At 35.6% G+C, this 18,087-nt stretch carries 16 protein-coding genes; 2 read left to right on the top strand and 14 right to left on the bottom strand.

Annotated elements, in window-relative coordinates; all coding sequences use genetic code 11:
- The first annotated feature begins 167 nt into the window (after positions 1-167).
- Positions 168-1,847, top strand: a complete 1,680-nt coding sequence (locus HUW50_RS00075) for an ECF transporter S component family protein (protein ID WP_066330212.1) — start codon at positions 168-170, stop codon at positions 1,845-1,847.
- A 104-nt stretch (positions 1,848-1,951) separates the two neighbouring features.
- Here the strand turns inward: HUW50_RS00075 and HUW50_RS00080 are convergent, their stop codons facing one another.
- From HUW50_RS00080 to mce, 5 genes are all read right to left on the bottom strand, one after another.
- A complete protein-coding gene (locus tag HUW50_RS00080; protein ID WP_066330213.1) occupies positions 1,952-3,115 on the bottom strand; it encodes an FtsW/RodA/SpoVE family cell cycle protein in 1,164 nt (387 codons plus the stop codon).
- Between the two features lie 276 nt (positions 3,116-3,391).
- A complete protein-coding gene (locus HUW50_RS00085; protein ID WP_185654018.1) occupies positions 3,392-4,111 on the bottom strand; it encodes a CAP domain-containing protein in 720 nt (239 codons plus the stop codon).
- A gap of 521 nt (positions 4,112-4,632) precedes the next feature.
- A complete protein-coding gene (locus HUW50_RS00090; RefSeq protein WP_185653548.1) occupies positions 4,633-5,751 on the bottom strand; it encodes a tripeptidase T in 1,119 nt (372 codons plus the stop codon).
- Between the two features lie 17 nt (positions 5,752-5,768).
- Positions 5,769-7,316, bottom strand: a complete 1,548-nt coding sequence (locus tag HUW50_RS00095) for an acyl-CoA carboxylase subunit beta (RefSeq protein WP_066330264.1) — start codon at positions 7,314-7,316, stop codon at positions 5,769-5,771.
- Complete coding sequence (gene mce, locus HUW50_RS00100) at positions 7,312-7,731, bottom strand: methylmalonyl-CoA epimerase (protein ID WP_066330223.1); 420 nt, start codon at positions 7,729-7,731, stop codon at positions 7,312-7,314. Before mce ends, HUW50_RS00095 begins: the two co-directional genes overlap by 5 nt.
- Before the next feature lie 170 nt (positions 7,732-7,901).
- On the opposite strand from mce, the gene prli42 reads away from it, so the two are divergent.
- Positions 7,902-7,994 carry a stressosome-associated protein Prli42 gene (prli42, locus tag HUW50_RS00105; protein ID WP_157094347.1) on the top strand — a complete coding sequence of 31 codons (93 nt, stop codon included), beginning with the start codon at positions 7,902-7,904 and terminating at the stop codon, positions 7,992-7,994.
- A 137-nt stretch (positions 7,995-8,131) separates the two neighbouring features.
- Here the strand turns inward: prli42 and HUW50_RS00110 are convergent, their stop codons facing one another.
- The 9 genes from HUW50_RS00110 to HUW50_RS00150 all read right to left on the bottom strand — a co-directional run bounded on the left by HUW50_RS00110 (position 8,132) and on the right by HUW50_RS00150 (position 17,857).
- A complete protein-coding gene (locus HUW50_RS00110; protein WP_066330226.1) occupies positions 8,132-8,641 on the bottom strand; it encodes a L,D-transpeptidase in 510 nt (169 codons plus the stop codon).
- Between the two features lie 51 nt (positions 8,642-8,692).
- Positions 8,693-9,646, bottom strand: coding sequence for an aromatic acid exporter family protein (locus HUW50_RS00115; RefSeq protein ID WP_066330227.1), 954 nt, complete (start codon positions 9,644-9,646; stop codon positions 8,693-8,695).
- A gap of 119 nt (positions 9,647-9,765) precedes the next feature.
- On the bottom strand, positions 9,766-10,488 hold the full coding sequence (locus HUW50_RS00120) for an amino acid ABC transporter ATP-binding protein (RefSeq protein WP_066330229.1): 723 nt from the start codon (positions 10,486-10,488) through the stop codon (positions 9,766-9,768).
- Entirely contained in the window at positions 10,481-11,140 is a 660-nt protein-coding gene (locus HUW50_RS00125; RefSeq protein ID WP_066330232.1) for an amino acid ABC transporter permease, read from the bottom strand. Before HUW50_RS00125 ends, HUW50_RS00120 begins: the two co-directional genes overlap by 8 nt.
- A gap of 113 nt (positions 11,141-11,253) precedes the next feature.
- Positions 11,254-12,051, bottom strand: coding sequence for a transporter substrate-binding domain-containing protein (locus HUW50_RS00130; RefSeq protein ID WP_066330233.1), 798 nt, complete (start codon positions 12,049-12,051; stop codon positions 11,254-11,256).
- 250 nt (positions 12,052-12,301) lie between these two features.
- Positions 12,302-12,739: a BrxA/BrxB family bacilliredoxin gene (locus HUW50_RS00135; RefSeq protein ID WP_066330234.1), complete on the bottom strand. Its 438-nt coding sequence runs from the start codon at positions 12,737-12,739 to the stop codon at positions 12,302-12,304.
- Between the two features lie 71 nt (positions 12,740-12,810).
- Positions 12,811-13,821 carry a methylmalonyl Co-A mutase-associated GTPase MeaB gene (gene meaB, locus HUW50_RS00140; RefSeq protein WP_066330235.1) on the bottom strand — a complete coding sequence of 337 codons (1,011 nt, stop codon included), beginning with the start codon at positions 13,819-13,821 and terminating at the stop codon, positions 12,811-12,813.
- Positions 13,818-15,965 (bottom strand): methylmalonyl-CoA mutase, encoded by a 2,148-nt coding sequence (gene scpA, locus HUW50_RS00145; protein ID WP_083964552.1) that lies wholly within the window; start codon positions 15,963-15,965, stop codon positions 13,818-13,820. The genes meaB and scpA overlap by 4 nt, the downstream gene beginning before the upstream one ends.
- A complete protein-coding gene (locus HUW50_RS00150) occupies positions 15,965-17,857 on the bottom strand; it encodes a methylmalonyl-CoA mutase family protein (protein ID WP_185653549.1) in 1,893 nt (630 codons plus the stop codon). The genes scpA and HUW50_RS00150 overlap by 1 nt, the downstream gene beginning before the upstream one ends.
- Between the last annotated feature and the right edge of the window lie 230 nt (positions 17,858-18,087).

Raw genomic sequence — 18,087 nt, forward strand, 5'->3', positions numbered from 1 at the left:
GACATTATTTTCTTTTACCTTTTTTTGCATTTTACAGAAAATTAAGAGAAGGATCCCTACTATGAATCTCAATTTATACTGTCATCTCGAATTTATGAAACTTTTCATTATCGTATCCGTATTAAGATTATAAACTAATAACATGTTCAACTATGAAGGGAGACATTATGGGAAACATTTTATTATTTGCACTCATTGTTGGGTTAGCATCTGCACTTGTACTTATCCCCTTTACTAAAAGAAACAATGCCAGCAAAGAGGATAAAAAACCAATATCTGGAGCAGTAATTACATCATTAATTATCGCGATACCTGCTGTATTTGCATTCTATTACTTTAGTAACCTTGACATGAATCTTTCCTCCTTATGGCTGTTTTCTATCATCATAACTGCAGCTGGGGCTTTATTCGCTAGTGGGAAAGAAAGGATGATAAAAGGAGTACTTTTTGCAGGTAGCCTTATAATTGGAATTTACTTCCTTACAGCTGGCATTTTTAACGCTGATGCAAAGTTCAAACATGCAAAAATGGAAGAAAAGGTTGAAATTAAAGCGTTTGATGAAAAGGAAACACCTGCAAGTGTTCCACCACAATTTGCACGAAATAAAATGAAAAAAGCATTCGGTCAAGTTCCAAATACGAGCTATTATGAGCTTGGGAATCTGCAAATCCAAAAAGTGAACGGAGAGTTTGTCTATATTGCGCCTGTAGAATTTTCAGGGTTTTTCAAATGGTGGAATGGTGATGAAACACCTGGTTATTTCACATTAAGTGCAACTGATTCCTCAGCTAATCCAAAATTCATGAAAACAGAGATGGTTTATACTCCATCCTCCTATTTTAATAAAAAGATTGAAAGACATATCCGAATGAATTATCCTAAACATATTTTTTATGGAGATGTCCAGTTAGAAATTGATGATAACGGAAAGCCATATTACATTCGTTCATATGGCGAATTTGTATCAGCCCGCAATGGTTTTACAGTTAAAGGTGTAGTAGTTGTTGATCCTAAAAGTGGTAATACAAAGGATTATTCATTAAATGATGTGCCAGAATTTATTGATGGCTCAGTATCGCCTGAAGCTGTAAGCTTACAAAATAGTTATTTTGGAAATTACGTACATGGATTTTGGAATAGTAAATTTGGTAAATCAGATGTGAAACTCCCTTCTGATGAAGGAACTGAGGCAAATGTTAGTCCTATTTTTGATGAAAATGGAGACATGTATTATTTCACCGATTTCACTAGCCCAAAAGCTGGTGTTGACTCAATGCTAGGATATTCTCTTACCAATTCAAGAACTGGTCAAGCTACCTATTTTACAGGTAACTTAGAAGAATCCTATATGGATTCACAGGGAGCCTTGCAAATTATCGAAAAGAAATTCATCGAAAAGAAATGGCATGGAGAAATGCCTGTACTCTATAACTTTTACGGAGAAGCTAGTTGGTTAACACCTGTATTAGATTCCAACGGTTTTCTACAAAATTACTTTATTGTATCTGCTGCAAATCCAGAAATATCAGTTTATGGAACTACCCCAAATCAGGCTTTAAAACAGTATAAGACAGCATTACAAAAAGGTGGCAGTACTGTAGATGGGAATTCCAAAGCAGAGGAAAAACAAGTAACTGGAACAGTTGTTAGAGTATACAAAGAAAAGTCTGGAGACTACTCAATCATTTCGTTCCTTTTAGACAACCGTCAAAGCTATGTCATTTCTTCTGAAAATAACGCATTAGCAATTTACTTGCAAGTGGGAGATAAAGTAAACGTGAACTATTTGGAAACGGGGGAATCATTCCTACCTGTAAATACTATGGTGATTGAGGGATTGGAATAACGAATCAAAAAACACGCTGAACAACTCAATTTGAGTTTGAAGCGTGTTTTTTCTTTTTGGCTATTTTCGTAAACTTTATTGCTACTTAACAGAAATATCTTCACTTAATCATCCTCTGAAAACATATAATCTCTTTTCTTTAAAGATATATTTAAAACTAAGCCAATTCCGATCATACTAGCCAAAACTGAACTCCCTCCATAACTCATTAAGAGTAATGGTATCCCCGTAATTGGTAGTAAGCCCGTGACCATCCCTATATTTTGAAAAGTGTGAAATGTAAATAGAGCAACCATACCAATACAGATATAAAATTCAAAGATTTTGCTTCTAGCATACATAGCAATACCTAGCATTCGGTAAATGATTAAAAAATATAAGGCAACCACAAAAGCAGCACCTAAAAATCCAAATTCTTCAGCTACAATTGTAAAGATAAAATCAGAATGTGCTTCAGGTGTGTACACATTACTATTATGAAATCCTTTTCCATCCATCATTCCTGACCCAATCGCTAAGAGTGACTGTTTTAGCTGGTAACCAATCCCTTCGGCATGTTCAAATGGATTTAACCATGAATAAATTCGATTTAATTGATACGTACCAAAAATATTTAATAAAAATTCGGGATTATATAAGAAAATAAGCACAAGTGCACCTACTAATGAAACCAAAAGTAAAAATAATATTGAAATAATTCTCCAATTAATGCCTGATAAAAAGATGACCGAAATCGTGATAACAAGCATAACTAATGAAGACCCAAAATCATTTTGTAGAAGGATTAGAATAATCGGTGCTAGTGAAACCGCAGCTATTTTTACTAACAGGAAAAGATCTTGTCCAATACTATCTATGTGAAATCGTTCATAGTGTTTTTGGGTAACGTTTGCTAACATCAAAATTAAAAATATTTTCATATATTCTGATGGTTGGATAGATCCTATTCCCGGAACAATAAACCACGATTTTGCCCCATTCCGATAAGGAGCAATCGACTCAGGTGCAACAAGTATTCCTATTAATAAAATAAGGCCAAATCCGTAAAAATAAGGTGTTACTTTACTTATTTGTTCAAAGTCAAATAAGAAGATAACAGATGCTACTAACAAACCTAATACAAACCAAATGATTTGCTTTAACATAAAATTTTCATCATATTGTGCATATTTTTGTGCACTAAAGATACTGACACAGCTAGAAACCATTAATAAAAATAAGAAAAATAGTAGAGAAGCATCAAAATAACTATATTTTTTTGTGGACAACTTTATCACCGTACTTCGATGTATTTAGGAGATAGTACTATAAAAAACTATATATCTATAATAGAATAACATTTCCACTAGGAAAAACATACAAAATATAACATATTTTTCTAAACTAGAATGTTGTCACATTATAGGTATAAGAGAAATCTCTCTAACCCTCTACATATTAGACGCACAATTAACTAATTAGTTTCAATAAAAATAAATTTCAGCCTTTAACAACAGGAAAAAAACCAAAAAGAAGCAGATTAACGATCTGCTTCTTCTTGGTTTTTATTTACCAATAAACATTTGTGTCCAATGATGACCGTTTTGATCATAGCCAACACCTATGTGAGTAAAATCCTTACTTAAAATATTTTTACGGTGGCCTTCACTATTCATCCACGCTTGAACTACCTGTTCAGGTGTTTGTTGACCTTGAGCAATGTTTTCACCTGCCGTTTTATACGTAACACCAAAGTCTCTCATCATGTCAAAAGGAGAACCATAAGTTGGACTTGTATGAGAAAAATAATGATTTTGTCTCATATCCTCTGATTTCTTTTGAGCAACTCCACTTAATTTCGTATCACCTTTCAAGTCGGACAAACCGTTTTTACGTCTTTCAGCGTTTGTTAGCTCTATAACCTGTTGAACGGCTTGGCTCAATCCTTGTGTTGGTTGTTGAGTTTCAGGCTGTTTCTCAGCTGGTGCTTTAGCTTGCTGTTGTTGCTGTGTTGGTGCTTGTTGCTTTTGTTCTTGTGGTGCTTGAGCTTTTGGTTGTTGCTGTGTTGGCGGCGCTTCTACTTGGTTTTGTTGTGCTTGTGGTGCTTGTGGTGCTCTTTGCTCGGCTTGTTGCTTGAATTGGTTTATATATTGTTGAGCTTTTTGCTGTGCCTCTTCTGGGCTATTTGCTTGAATAGTCTTGAATCTTGCTTCTTGAACCGCGATTGCTCTTGTGTGTGGATATTTGTTACTAGAGACATCTGTCTTCGAACTCGAAAGATCCATACCATCAATATTGCCATTACGATCTGGAATAAAATCAAGATCAAAATCATTTTCAGTCACTGTATTTTGACGATCACGGTGAGCAGTTCTTAATTCATTTGCACCTTCGTTATATCTGGTACCAATGTCACGTGTAATTGGCCCATAGCTCCGACCGTTATAATTAACGTTATCAGAAACATCAACTGTTCCAACTCGATTAACATCGGTAGTATCTAAAGCTTCGTTATTATTATTACACGCTACAAGTCCCGCAACTAGCGCACCTGTAACGAACATACTGAATTTTTTGTTTATCAATCAAAACGCCTCCTTTAAGTTTGATTACGTACCTTCTTATTTTCTTTGTTTTTGACAAAAGTATAGATGGTAATAATCAATAAAAATGGAGGAAAAAATCATTTTTAGTTATGATTGTATAAATGCTTCTATTTCCTTATTATGAACTGTTTATATAAAAAGATTCCACGAAGAAAAAGAAAGAACGCATGGAATACCCGTGCGTTCTTTCTTTTTCGTACTTATTTTACAACTTCTTGAATCACTGCTAAAACAAGTTCTGCAGTTTTTTCTAATTCTTCTATTGGCATCTTTTCATTTGTTGTATGAATTTCTTCATAACCTACAGCCAAGTTTACAGTTGGAATACCATTACCAGCAATCACATTGGCATCACTTCCACCACCACTTGTTTGAAGCTCACTTTCGCGACCAATTCGTGCTGCTGCACGTTTTGCTACTTCAACTACATGATCCCCATCACCAAATTTAAAGCCAGGATACATGACTTCTACTTCCACTTCAGCACGACCACCCATCTCAGCTGCAACCTTTTCAAAGGCATCCTTCATTTTTTTCACTTGTTCTTCCATTTTTTCAGGAATTAATGAGCGTGCTTCTGCAAGAATATGTACTAAGTCACACACAATATTCGTTTGAGTGCCACCTTCAAAACGACCGATATTTGCTGTCGTTTCATGGTCAATTCTACCTAATGGCATTTTTGAAATCGCTTTTGCAGCAATTGTAATGGCAGAAACTCCTTTTTCAGGTGCAACACCTGCATGAGCTGTTTTACCATAGATCGTTGCTTTCACTTTAGCCTGTGTAGGAGCAGCAACAATTATCGTTCCAACTTTTCCATCACTATCCAATGCATAGCCGTATTTTGCTGTCATTAAAGCAGGATCCAATGCTTTAGCCCCAACTAAGCCTGATTCTTCTCCAGCAGTTATCACAAATTCAATTTTTCCATGCTGAATGTTTTGTTCCTTTAAAGTCTTAATCGCTTCTAACATCGCAGCTAAACCCGCTTTATCATCAGCACCAAGAATTGTTGTACCATCTGTAACAACATATCCATCTTTTATACTTGGTCTAATCCCATTCCCAGGTACGACAGTGTCCATATGTGATGTAAAATAGATTGTATCAACGTTCTCTTTAGTTGCCTCTAATGTACAAACTAAGTTACCTGCACCGTGACCAGTCACACCAGTTGTGTCATCTTCAATGACATGTAATCCAAGTTCTGTAAATTTACCCTTTAACAACTTTGCAATCTCTGCTTCATGCTTTGTTTCTGAATCTACCTGTACAAGCTCTAAAAACTCGTCTAGTAATCGTTGTTTATTAATCATTTCCTTACCTCCTAATATTAAAGGGGAATATTCCCATGTTTTTTCACTGGTCTTGTTTCTTTTTTTGTTCTTAGCATGTCAAGTGCCTGGATAAGCTTGATTCTTGTTTCTCGTGGGTCAATGACATCGTCAACCATTCCCTGACTAGCAGCAACATATGGATTTGCAAATTTTTCACGATATTCTTCTATTTTGTCTTTTCTTATTTCCTCAGGGTTTTCACTCGTTTGGATTTCTTTAGAAAAAATAATATTTGCCGCTCCTTGTGGACCCATTACAGCAATTTCAGCATTTGGCCATGCATAAACAATGTCAGCACCTATTGATTTACTGTTTAATGCCACATACGCTCCACCATATGCCTTTCGTAAAATAACCGTAAGCTTTGGAACAGTAGCCTCAGAATAGGCATATAAGATTTTTGCACCATGGCGAATAATTCCCCCATGTTCTTGCTTAACTCCTGGGAAGAAACCTGTAACATCCTCAAATGTAATCAGTGGGATTTGAAATGAGTCACAAAAGCGGATAAATCTTGCCGCTTTATCGGATGAATTAATATCAAGACCCCCTGCCATATATTTAGGTTGATTACAGACAAGTCCGATTACCTCACCTTTTATTCTCGCTAGGCCGATTACGATATTTTTTGCAAAATCCTTTTGAACCTCTAGAAAAGAATCCTTATCAACAACCTGCTCAATCACAACACGCACATCATATGGTCGCACTGCATCAAAAGGAATTACTTCTGTTAAGTCTGGGCGGTATTCATCATGTTCTTCATACTGCAATATTGGCGGTTTTTCATCATTATTCTGCGGCAGATAACTTAAAAGTGCTCGAACTTGAAGCAAGACATCTTCTTCAGTTGAACCTGAGAAGTGTGCATTACCACTAATTGTATTATGTACATATGCTCCACCTAAATCCTCAGAGCTTATCTTTTCCCCAGTTACGGTTTCAATCACCTTAGGTCCAGTAATAAACATTTGACTAGATTTTTCCACCATGAACACAAAATCGGTAATTGCTGGTGAATAAACTGCACCACCTGCACAAGGACCTAGAATGACAGACAGCTGGGGAATAACACCAGAATAGATCGTATTGCGATAAAAGATTTGTCCGTAACCATCTAATGATACCACACCTTCTTGAATTCTCGCACCGCCTGAGTCATTTAGTCCAATAAACGGTGTCCCATTTTTTGCAGCTAAATCCATAACCGCAGCAATTTTTTTTGCATGCATTTCGCCAAGAGCACCGCCAAATACAGTAAAGTCCTGAGAAAATAAATAAATTGGTCTACCATTTACTTTCCCAAAGCCAGTTACAACACCATCTCCAGGTCCCTTTTTGTCTGTTAATCCAAAATCGTTACAACGATGCTCGATAAATGGATTTAACTCTACGAATGATCCTTCATCTACAAGTAGATTAATTCTCTCTCTAGCAGTTAGCTTTCCTTTTTCATGCTGCTTCGCAATTTTTTCATCCCCACCACCCAGCTCAATTTCACGCCTCTTTTCATATAGCTCATTAATTTTTTCATAAATATCAATCGTCATCATGATCACCTCGTTTTTCACATAGCTCAACTAATACATTATTTGCTGCTTTTGGATGTAAAAAAGCGATCTTTGCATTTGCCGCTCCTGCTCGAGGAATCTCATCGATAAGTGGAACTCCTTTTTCTTTAAGTTCTGCTATACGTGTTGTTATATCTGTTACTCCATATGCAATATGATGAATGCCTTCACCTCTTTTAGACAGAAATTTGGCAATTGCACTATCTTCTGACATCGGTTCCAATAATTCAATTTTTGTTTCTCCTGCGGATAAAAAAGTAACTTTCACTTGTTGTGAAGGTATTTCTTCATAACCAAGTAATGTTAATTGTAAGACATCTGTATAAAATGGTAATACAGCTTCAATCGAATGCACTGCTACCCCAATATGATCAATCTTTTTTATCATATAACATCCCTCCCACCTACAATGTAAACGTTATCACGATATAATAAACTTCTCTCTTCCTGTGAGAAATCCCTGCTTTTTCTTCGAATTCCTTTCAAATTTTAACAAGTGTTAAGTGTTGTCCAAATGAACCATTCACGTTAAAATAATAGGATAAGGAGTGAAGAAATATGTCTCGTAAAACACAAAAAGTTGTCGTTTATTTAATGATTGGCGTCATGCTTGTTACTACATTGCTTGCTGGTGTATCGGTTTGGTTTTAATTTAAGGTCAAATCTTCAAAAAAGAATACGAAGAATGAATATTATAAACTTATGTATTTATTGAATAGGTTAGTATCAGCTTTGGAATTACAGCCCCAATTCAAAAAATAAAAATGAGTCTGATTCAAGCATCAGACTCATTTTTTCATAGCTCCATGTTTTATCGCTAACTCTTCAAATGTCTCATTAGAATTCAGAATTAATATCCTTGTGCCTAAAGGAATAACTTCAAAGAGGCTTTCAACATTTTTATTTTTCATTCTTACACATCCTTGTGTTACATAATGGCCAATTGAATCTTCATTATTAGTTCCATGAATTCCATATGTCCGGCCATCAGTTTCCTCTGCATCAAACCCGATCCATCTTGTGCCTAATGGATTTTTCGGATCGCCTCCAGTAATATCCTTTTTCCGATAATATGGATCAACAGCCTTTACAATAACTGTAAACTTACCTTCTGGTGTAAGATCATTCGACTTCCCTGTAGCAACTGGAAATATTTCTTGAATTTCATTTTGATTTATATAAGCTAATTCATTCGATTGCTTGTTAATAATAATAAATGGATCACCAACTATTGGATTTGGTCCTAGCGGCCAAATGGGTGATGTAATAATTGAAAGAAAAAGAAGCATTGTTTTCATCGTATCAACGTCCTTTTTCTTTTAATATAAACGAGTAACGCAAGAACAATACTATGTATTCATTCCTTTAAACTGACTTTTTATGATTAAATACCTTTCCATTTCTCCGACAAAATGCAGGAGAGCAGCTCTTACCTCAAATTCTTCCCGCGTTTGAGGTAATTCCATCTCTTCAAAAGATTGTTTTATTTCGAGTAATTGAACTAGAAATTTATGAGCGGTATTTCCAGGATGTATATTCATACGAAGATCATGAATAAACTCAGCAATCATCTTACTTTGTTCAACAGAATTTTGCACAGAAGTAACCAATGGAATCACTCGTTCAATAATTTCAAATTGTTTTTCTCTCATTTTAAAATAATGATAATATGTATTCTCATGGCGCAAAAAGTGATTTTCAACATCACGGAAAGCCATTGTTTTAGCCTCATTTAATAATTCAGCTGTCTTGATTAATTCATTACCATCCCATTTTCGATCATTATCAGTAAGGTACATTTCAATTTCTTGAAAAATTAATGCTAGATTTTCCTCAACTTGAAGTTGATAATTTTTTAGCTTTGATTCAACACTTGGCATATATAAATTCATGATGAGAGCTACACCAATACCAATAATGATTAACATAAACTCATTACCAATCAATTGGAGAGTGATGTTTTCAGCATTGTATAAATGAAAAATAATGACAGCACTTGTGACAATTCCTTCTGAAGCACGCACTAACACGGTTGTAGGGATAAAAACTAACAACATAATTCCAATAATAATTGGATGATAGGTGAGACCTTCAAAAAAGATGAATGAAAAAATGATCGCTATCGTACATGCAAGTAACCTTGCCCAAGAGCTTTTGAGAGATTTTTTCTTGGTCACTTTTATACATAAAATTGTTATAATTCCGGCAGAAATATAATTATCTAGCTGAAGATATTGTGCAAGCATTACAGCTATGGTTGTTCCAAGAGCTGTTTTTACAGTCCGATAACCAATCTTAAACATAAGAAATCTCCTCGATTTGAATTGTTAAAAATTTAAATTGTTTATATGAAAAATAGTTTACACTAAATATAGGTAAAATAGAAAAAAGATGATCAACAGACCACCTTTTTTCATGTATTTTATAGCATTTGTTCTAAAAATTCTTGTGCTCGTTTTGTTTTTGGTGCAGTAAAGAACTCACTTGGTGGAGCATCCTCAACTAGCTTTCCGCCATCAAGGAAAAGAACACGATCAGCAACCTCTTTAGCAAAGCCCATTTCATGTGTAACAATCGCCATTGTTATACCTGTTTGCGCCAAATCCTTCATTACTTCAAGTACTTCCTTTACCATTTCTGGATCTAGAGCTGAAGTAGGCTCATCAAACAAAATAACATCAGGATTCATTGCAAGAGCTCTTGCAATTGCGACTCGCTGTTTTTGTCCACCAGATAAACGATTTGGATATTCCGAAGCCTTTTCGAGGAGTCCTACTTTGTTTAATAAGGTTTTCGCTTGTTCCTCTGCTTCCTGCTTTGTTAGCCCTTTTACGGTCATTGGTGCATATGTTAAATTATCGAGAACAGACTTATGTGGGAATAAATAGAAATGCTGAAACACCATTCCTACATTTTGACGAATCTTTGAAATATCGGTTTTTGGATTTGTGATTTCTTGATCATTAATCAACACTTTTCCATCTGTTGGTTTTTCAAGTAAATTTATACAACGTAAAAACGTAGACTTACCAGAACCAGATGGTCCGATAATTGCAATCACCTCACCAGAAGCAATCGTTGTTGAAATTCCTTTTAATACCTCTAACTTCCCATATGACTTATGCAAATTTTCAACTTTAATCACTGCGTCTCATTCTCCCTTCTATACCTTTACCAAGGAGTGTTAAAAACATTACTAATATATAGTAAATTAGACCTGCGAATAATAATGGAGCAAAGTAGTTATAAGAATCTGCCCCAACTTGATAAGCTCGTCTCATAATATCCTGTACGCCAATTACTGTTACGATCGCAGATTCTTTTGTTAAAGTAATAAACTCATTCATTAATGCAGGCATAATATTTTTAAATGCTTGAGGCATAATAATATCCTTCATCATCTTTGCATATGGGATACCTAATGCCATTGATGCTTCTTGTTGTCCTTTATCAATCGCATTTATTCCCGCACGAATGATTTCTGAAATATATGCACCTGAGTTTAACGTAAATGCTGCTACAGCTGCAGGATAAGGATCAATTGGAAAGCCTAGTATTTGAGGAAGTCCAAAATATATAATAAGTAATTGCAACACTAACGGTGTTCCTCTAAAAATCGATGTATATGCATCAGCAAACCACATTAAAGGTTTTATTCGACTAATTTTAAATAAAGCTAGAATGATTCCCCATGCAAAACCAAGTAATAAGGAAAGCACAACAATTTGTAATGTTACCCAAATCCCTTCCAAGATAAAGGGCAAGGATGGAATAATTGAGGTAAAGTTAATATCCATTCTACTGCCAAATCCTTTCAATCTAAATTAAGTACGTGCCTGTTCATAAAAAAGGGCTGACACTATTATTAGCTGTCAGTCCCATTGCATTTTTCAGAAGAAAAGTGGATCACTTATTCTTCGCCACCGAACCATTTTGAAACTAAATCTTCAAGTTCTCCATTTTCTTTCATTTCATTTAATGCTTCATTAAATTCTTCTGTATATTTACTATCCTTTTGGAAAGCAATTGCTGACCCTGCTTCATCTTCAGGTGCATTAAGAGTAAAGCCTGCTAAATCTTTGTCTTTTTCAATATAGCCATTAGCTACTAGATCTTCAATAATAGCTGCATCAATACGACCAGATTTTAATTCTTGAATTAAGTCTGAAATTTTATTGCGATTTTCAATTTTCAGGTCAACCTGTTCTGATATTTCTGTAGCTTTTTCTTCTTGGATCGAACCTAATTGAACACCAATTGTTTTTCCTTCAAGTTCTTCAAGGCTTTTTATTTCTTTATCCTTCAAAGAAATAATCATATGGTTTGCTGTGTAATAGATATCTGAAAAATCGACATTCTCTTCACGCTCTGGTGTTGGTGTCATGCCTGATAACACGATATCAATTTGTTTTGCTTGAAGAGCCGGGATTAAACTATTAAAATCCATATCCTGTACTTCAATTTCATAACCAGTTTTTTCTGCTAATGCATTTGCAAGATCAATATCAAAACCGATAATGTCACTACCTTTAGCTGTATCAATATATTCAAATGGTGGATAATCAGCTGAAGTTGCCATTTTTAACACTTTCTTATCTTCTGATTCAGACCCTGAAGTTGAACCCTTTCCATCATCTGTACTTGTCCCACAAGCTGCTAATAGGCCAACTACTAAAAGGCTTATAATAAACAATGATAATTTTTTCATAATAGTTTCCTCCTATAATTTATAAACCAACATTACTTTTTTAATAAGTGTATTTCCACTAATAATTATTCGATATTCTGTATTTTAACACAGGTTTATAATTATGCAATATTTATTCATAAAAATGTAATTATAAAAATATTTCGTCAATTTGTTTTTTTAGAATACTTTAATCATTGTTGCCCCACATAAAAAAGAGGTAGACACAATGTGTGTCTACCTCTTTTTTACTGATTTTTACTTTCTCATTTTATACTTCTTCACAATACTCATCAAACGCAGCTTGAAGCTTTGCAACGACTGACATTGGATCATGACCTTCAATTTCATGACGTTCAACCATTGTCATTAACTTACCATCTTTAAGTAAAGCAAATGAAGGTGATGATGGTGGATATCCAGTAAACAATTCACGAGCTCGTGCTGTTGCTTCTTTATCCTGTCCTGCAAAAACAGTCACAAGATTATCTGGACGATTGTCATAATGTACAGCATGAGCTGCTGCTGGTCTTGCAATCCCACCAGCACATCCACAAACACTGTTCACCATTACTAGAGTCGTGCCTTTGCTATTTAATGTTTCATCTACTTCTTCTGGTGAAGTAAGTTCAGTATATCCAGCTGCAACAATTTCCTTGCGAGCTTGTTGTACGATATCATTCATAAATAAGTTAAAATCCATACTCAATGAAAACCTCTCCTTTTACGCTCAATATATTTATTTTACCAAGCTTTCTATCAAATGAGCAAATAGATCGCTCAATTTTTATCTTTTACGAAAAGATCTAATAAATCTAGTGCACTTGCTGCAACACTTCTTTCACCGTTCATCACTGCTTTTTCAAAGTGAGTAAGCTGTTGACTCACCTTTGGATGTTGATAAAAATTCTGATAAAGCTCTTGTTTAAGTAGATCATGCAGCCAATTTCGTTGTTGATCACTTCTTCTTTTATGAAAGATATTGCATTTTTTCGTGTATGCCTCAAACTGTTGGATTAGCTGCCATATGTCTTCAATCCCTGTTTCCTTTAACGCAGATGCTGTGACAGCTCTTGTTGTCCATCCAGATGTATACGGCTTTAGAAAGTGAAGAATCGTGTTATATTCATGCTTTGCTTTATTGGCTTTTGCAAGATTGTCACCATCAGCCTTATTGACAACAACTAAATCTGGTAATTCCATAATCCCTTTTTTCATCGTTTGCAGCTCATCCCCTGCACCTGTTAGAACTAGCAACATAAAAAAGTCTACCATATCACGGACAACAAATTCACCTTGCCCTACACCCATTGTCTCTACAAGAATGACATCATATCCAGCTGCTTCACATAAAGCAATAGTTTCTCTCGTCTTTCGATTTACTCCACCTAGATTTCCTCCTGAAGGGGAAGGTCTAATAAACGCAAGTGGGTTTCTAGATAATCTTTCCATTCTGGTTTTGTCGCCCATAATGCTTCCCTTTGATACGTTACTGCTAGGATCAATAGCGAGTACAGCGACCCGGAAGCCGAGATGGCATAAATAAGTTCCCAATGAGTCAACGAAAGTACTTTTACCCGCACCTGGAACTCCTGTAATTCCAATTCTTATCGATCCTGAACTCTTTTTTAATAGTGCTTCGATAATTTGCTGAGCCTTTTCAAAATGTCTTTTCGCATTACTTTCTACTAGTGTTATTGCTTGAGCTAAAATAACTCTGTCACCTTTGACAATTCCATCAATATACTCGTTTGTAGCCATTTCATTGCTTTTTCGAATATATTTCGTCATTCTTCAATTTCCTCATAGCCCAATCTCTCAAGGATCTTATTTAATACCTTAGTTGCAGCAACAGGTATTACAGTTCCGGGCCCAAATATTTCCGCAGCTCCCTTTTCTTTTAGCTCATCGTAATCCTGATAAGGAATCACACCGCCAATAATGACAATTATATCTTCTCTCCCTAACTTTTTTAATTCATTTATAAGTTGGGGAAGAAGTGTTTTATGGCCAGCTGCTAATGAGCTCATTCCTACAACATGAACATCGTTTTCTACCGCTTGTACGGCAGTTTCAGCAGGTGTTTGGAAGAGTGGCCCGATATCTACATCAAAGCCCAAATCAGCAAATGCTGTTGCGATTACCTTGGCTCCTCGATCATGTCCGTCCTGGCCCATCTTTGCAATGAGAATTCTTGGACGTCTTCCCTCAAGCTCATAAAATTGATCTGTTTTCTCTCTCACCTTGGTTATTTCTTCTTCGTTTGAAAATTCCGAGCTATAAACTCCACTAATTGAACGAATCATTGCTTGATGGCGTTTACTAACCTTTTCAATTGCATATGAAATTTCACCAAGTGTTGCTCGCTGGCGTGCTGCTTCAACAGCTAGCTCTAAAAGATTTCCTTCACCATTGGCGGTTGCAGTCGTTATTTTTTGCAAGGCTTTATTCACAAGCTCATCATTTCGCTTTGCTTTTACTTCATTTATTCTTTGAATTTGCTTTTTTCTTACCTCTGTATTATCGATCGACAAAATATCAAGCGGGTCCTCTTTTTCAAGCTTAAATTTATTCACTCCAATTATTGTTTCTTTTCCTGAATCAATTTTCGCCTGCCTTCTCGCAGCCGCCTCCTCTATTTTCATTTTTGGAAGACCTGTTTCAATCGCTTTCGTCATACCACCAAGCTGTTCAATCTCAGCCATATGCTTTGTCGCGCGTTCAATGAGTGAATCTGTTAAGGATTCTACAAAGTAAGAGCCTCCCCATGGATCAATCACATCACAGATTCCGGTTTCATGCTGTAAATACAACTGTGTATTTCGAGCAATTCTCGCGGAAAAATCAGTTGGTAATGCGATCGCCTCATCTAATGCATTCGTATGGAGGGATTGGGTATGTCCCATTACCGCTGCATGTGCCTCGATACATGTTCGAACAACGTTATTAAAAGGATCCTGCTCAGTTAAACTCCATCCTGAAGTCTGAGAATGTGTTCGCAATGCAAGGGATTTTGGATTTTTAGGATTAAACTTCTTAACGATGGATGACCACATATAACGTGCTGCTCTCATTTTGGCTACTTCCATGAAATAATTCATCCCAATCGCCCAAAAAAACGATAATCGAGGTGCAAATTGATCAATATCAAGACCAGCCTTTAAGCCAGTTCGTATATACTCAAGACCATCTGACAATGTATAAGCGAGCTCAAGATCTGCTGGTGCTCCTGCTTCCTGCATGTGGTAGCCAGAGATACTTATACTATTAAACTTTGGCATATTTTTCGACGTATACTCAAAAATATCGCCAATAATTCTCATTGATGTTTCTGGCGGATAAATATATGTATTACGAACCATATATTCTTTTAAAATATCATTTTGAATCGTACCTGATAGCTTTTCCTTTGCTACTCCTTGCTCTTCTGCTGTTACGATATAAAATGCCATAATTGGCAAGACCGCACCATTCATTGTCATTGAAACCGACATTTCATCTAAAGGAATTCCATCAAATAATAGCTTCATATCTTGAATGGAGTCAATAGCCACTCCTGCCTTTCCAACATCTCCTTCTACCCGAGGATGATCAGAATCATAGCCGCGATGTGTTGCCAAATCAAAGGCAACGGATAGGCCCTTTTGTCCCATCTCTAAGTTTCTTTTGTAAAAGGCATTACTTTCTTCTGCACTTGAAAATCCAGCATACTGTCTAATTGTCCATGGCTTATTCACATACATTGTCGCATAAGGCCCACGTAAATAAGGATACGTCCCTGGAAATGTATCCAAATGCTCGATTTTTTCAAGGTCCGTTGAATCGTATTTATTTTTCACTCGTATTTGCTCATGTGTATTGAAAAATGATGGAGAAGGATCCTGAGATGCTGTCGGTTTTATAAGCTTTGCCTCAGTAATAGTTCGACGTTTCATCAATTTCCAACCCCCATTAAGTGATGAATAGTGACTAGGAATTTATACGCATTCATGTTTGTAGTGATAACACCATTTAACCCATACTCCGCCATTTTCTTCTCATGACCATTCCCGGTGATAAATAGATGAACTGATTTCTTTCCTTCCTTTATCTTACTAATAAAAGAAGAATCAATTTTATTATAACCCTCGTCATTTCCACAGAAGATAATCACATTACCATTAGGGTATGATGAAAACTGATCATATGAAACAACCTCTACCGTTATTCCACCTGAAGCAAGTAAGCCTGTCACGAAGTCAAGTCGGGGCTTATAATCTTTTAATCTCCCAAAAACAATAACGTCAACTTTTAATTGTTGATGATTTTTTTTAACGTATGTTTCAGCAGCAATTCTTAACTGCTCAAAATGCTCTACAAGACGTCTAGTTTTAATAGGAGTTATCTTTATCTGTTCAAGTAGATTTTGAGTTTTTACAATTGGTACTTCCTTATTCTTATTAACAAAAATATACGCATTTTGAAATGTTGTAACTTGTTTGGTATCTGTGTGATGTTCTTTTGCTTGTTTAATACCTTGTAACGTCGCTTCAACTTGATCGGAAAGGTTCGCAAATGCATTCGTCCCAATAACCGTTGTTTTACTCTTATTAACATCATCTACTCTTTTTTCAAATATTGTTTCAAGTTCTTTTTGAGGTTCACCCTCTTTTAATAGGTGGAGAAAGCCTCCTTTTTCATCGATCTCTATTATTTCTTTCCAGGCTCGTTCTGCCAGCTCATTTGTTAACGTTTCTACATAATAAGATCCTCCTGCTGGATCGATGACACTAAAAAGTAAGTTTTCCTCTTTTAAAATAAATTGAGTATTTCTTGCAATTCTTTCTCCTAGTTCTCCTCTACTCGGCAAAACATAATCAAAAGGATAGATAGATAATTCATCGACACCTGCTACAGCTGCCGCAAAACCTTCAGTTGTTGTGCGTAAAAGATTTACATGAACATCATAACCTGTCTTATTAAATATCGAGGTTCTTGCATGAAGATACATTTTCTGTGATTCTTTGTTTCCTCCTAATGCATGTATAAGTGATGCCCATAATTGCTTTGCTGCTCGAAATTTAGCAATTTCCATAAAAAAATTAGACCCTATCGCAAAAGAAAAAGTTATGTTTTTAGCAATGATATCTATAGTTATACCACGATTTAGCAGCTCATTTATCACATCAAGTGCATGTGAGAAGGTGTAGTTCAGCTCTTGAAGTGCATGGGCCCCTGCTTCATGATAAAGGTCACCTTTAATCAGTAAACAGCGTACTTCACACTCATGCATTTGACACCACTTTATCGTATCAGCAAGATAATCAAATTGTGTTTTAACAGACCTTATATCTTCTTCGCCACTAATTAAAATGCTTTCATACGGGTCAAAACTTAAAGTTCCTTTTAGGTTCTTTAGTTCATTTCTCTTTTTACGAGATTGAAGAAACAGAGGTATAAAACCAATGTCTTCTCCTACATCAAAAAGAAAGGAATCATTTAGCCAGTCGATGTGCAAAAAAGCAACATCTAAGTCCACAATTTTTTTTAGACACTGAACATTATCTAGATAAAATGAGCTCTGCCCCTTATTCTTAGCTTGTTTTATCATCTCACTCAACTCATGGCTATTTTCAGCTAAAATAACTTGACTAATATTCCAATCATTCGATTCGCGATGATCATGTATTATTGGCAGTTTCCTAGAATCATAATCCCCTTTTGCATATAATGGCTTTAGCTTAATACCTTCGTATGTAGTTGAACTTAGACTTTCAAACATCTTTCCCCTTAATGCTTTTTCAGCCTCAGCTTTCCAATCGTTCCAATTCCCCTTTGTATGTATCATGCCTAGTTCCTCCCCATGAAGTGTTCCTATTCGAAAGTCCACCCTCTTGTTGAAAAATTCATGATCTACTACATTTACTAAACGATTCAGAATAAATAACTTTTGATAAGCGCTTTCATTTATAAAAAATATAAAAGTTCTACAATTTTATTTTATTATAATTTTTCACCATCAGCAATGAAGTTCTAGCTAAAGATTCATTTGAAGAGAAAAGTAAACACAAAGGGTCA

Source organism: Metabacillus sp. KUDC1714 (assembly GCF_014217835.1).
GTDB lineage: Bacteria > Bacillota > Bacilli > Bacillales > Bacillaceae > Metabacillus > Metabacillus rhizosphaerae.

Bases quoted from the DNA above. Each gene is read 5' to 3' on its own strand.
- HUW50_RS00150 (WP_185653549.1), bottom strand. From the start codon at position 17,857: ATGATACATACAAAGGGGAATTGGAACGATTGGAAAGCTGAGGCTGAA.
- HUW50_RS00090 (WP_185653548.1), bottom strand. From the start codon at position 5,751: ATGATTAATAAACAACGATTACTAGACGAGTTTTTAGAGCTTGTACAG.
- HUW50_RS00075 (WP_066330212.1), top strand. From the start codon at position 168: ATGGGAAACATTTTATTATTTGCACTCATTGTTGGGTTAGCATCTGCA.
- HUW50_RS00115 (WP_066330227.1), bottom strand. From the start codon at position 9,646: ATGTTTAAGATTGGTTATCGGACTGTAAAAACAGCTCTTGGAACAACC.
- prli42 (WP_157094347.1), top strand. From the start codon at position 7,902: ATGTCTCGTAAAACACAAAAAGTTGTCGTTTATTTAATGATTGGCGTC.
- mce (WP_066330223.1), bottom strand. From the start codon at position 7,731: ATGATAAAAAAGATTGATCATATTGGGGTAGCAGTGCATTCGATTGAA.
- HUW50_RS00110 (WP_066330226.1), bottom strand. From the start codon at position 8,641: ATGAAAACAATGCTTCTTTTTCTTTCAATTATTACATCACCCATTTGG.
- HUW50_RS00130 (WP_066330233.1), bottom strand. From the start codon at position 12,051: ATGAAAAAATTATCATTGTTTATTATAAGCCTTTTAGTAGTTGGCCTA.
- meaB (WP_066330235.1), bottom strand. From the start codon at position 13,821: ATGACGAAATATATTCGAAAAAGCAATGAAATGGCTACAAACGAGTAT.
- HUW50_RS00125 (WP_066330232.1), bottom strand. From the start codon at position 11,140: ATGGATATTAACTTTACCTCAATTATTCCATCCTTGCCCTTTATCTTG.
- scpA (WP_083964552.1), bottom strand. From the start codon at position 15,965: ATGAAACGTCGAACTATTACTGAGGCAAAGCTTATAAAACCGACAGCA.
- HUW50_RS00085 (WP_185654018.1), bottom strand. From the start codon at position 4,111: ATGGATCTTTCGAGTTCGAAGACAGATGTCTCTAGTAACAAATATCCA.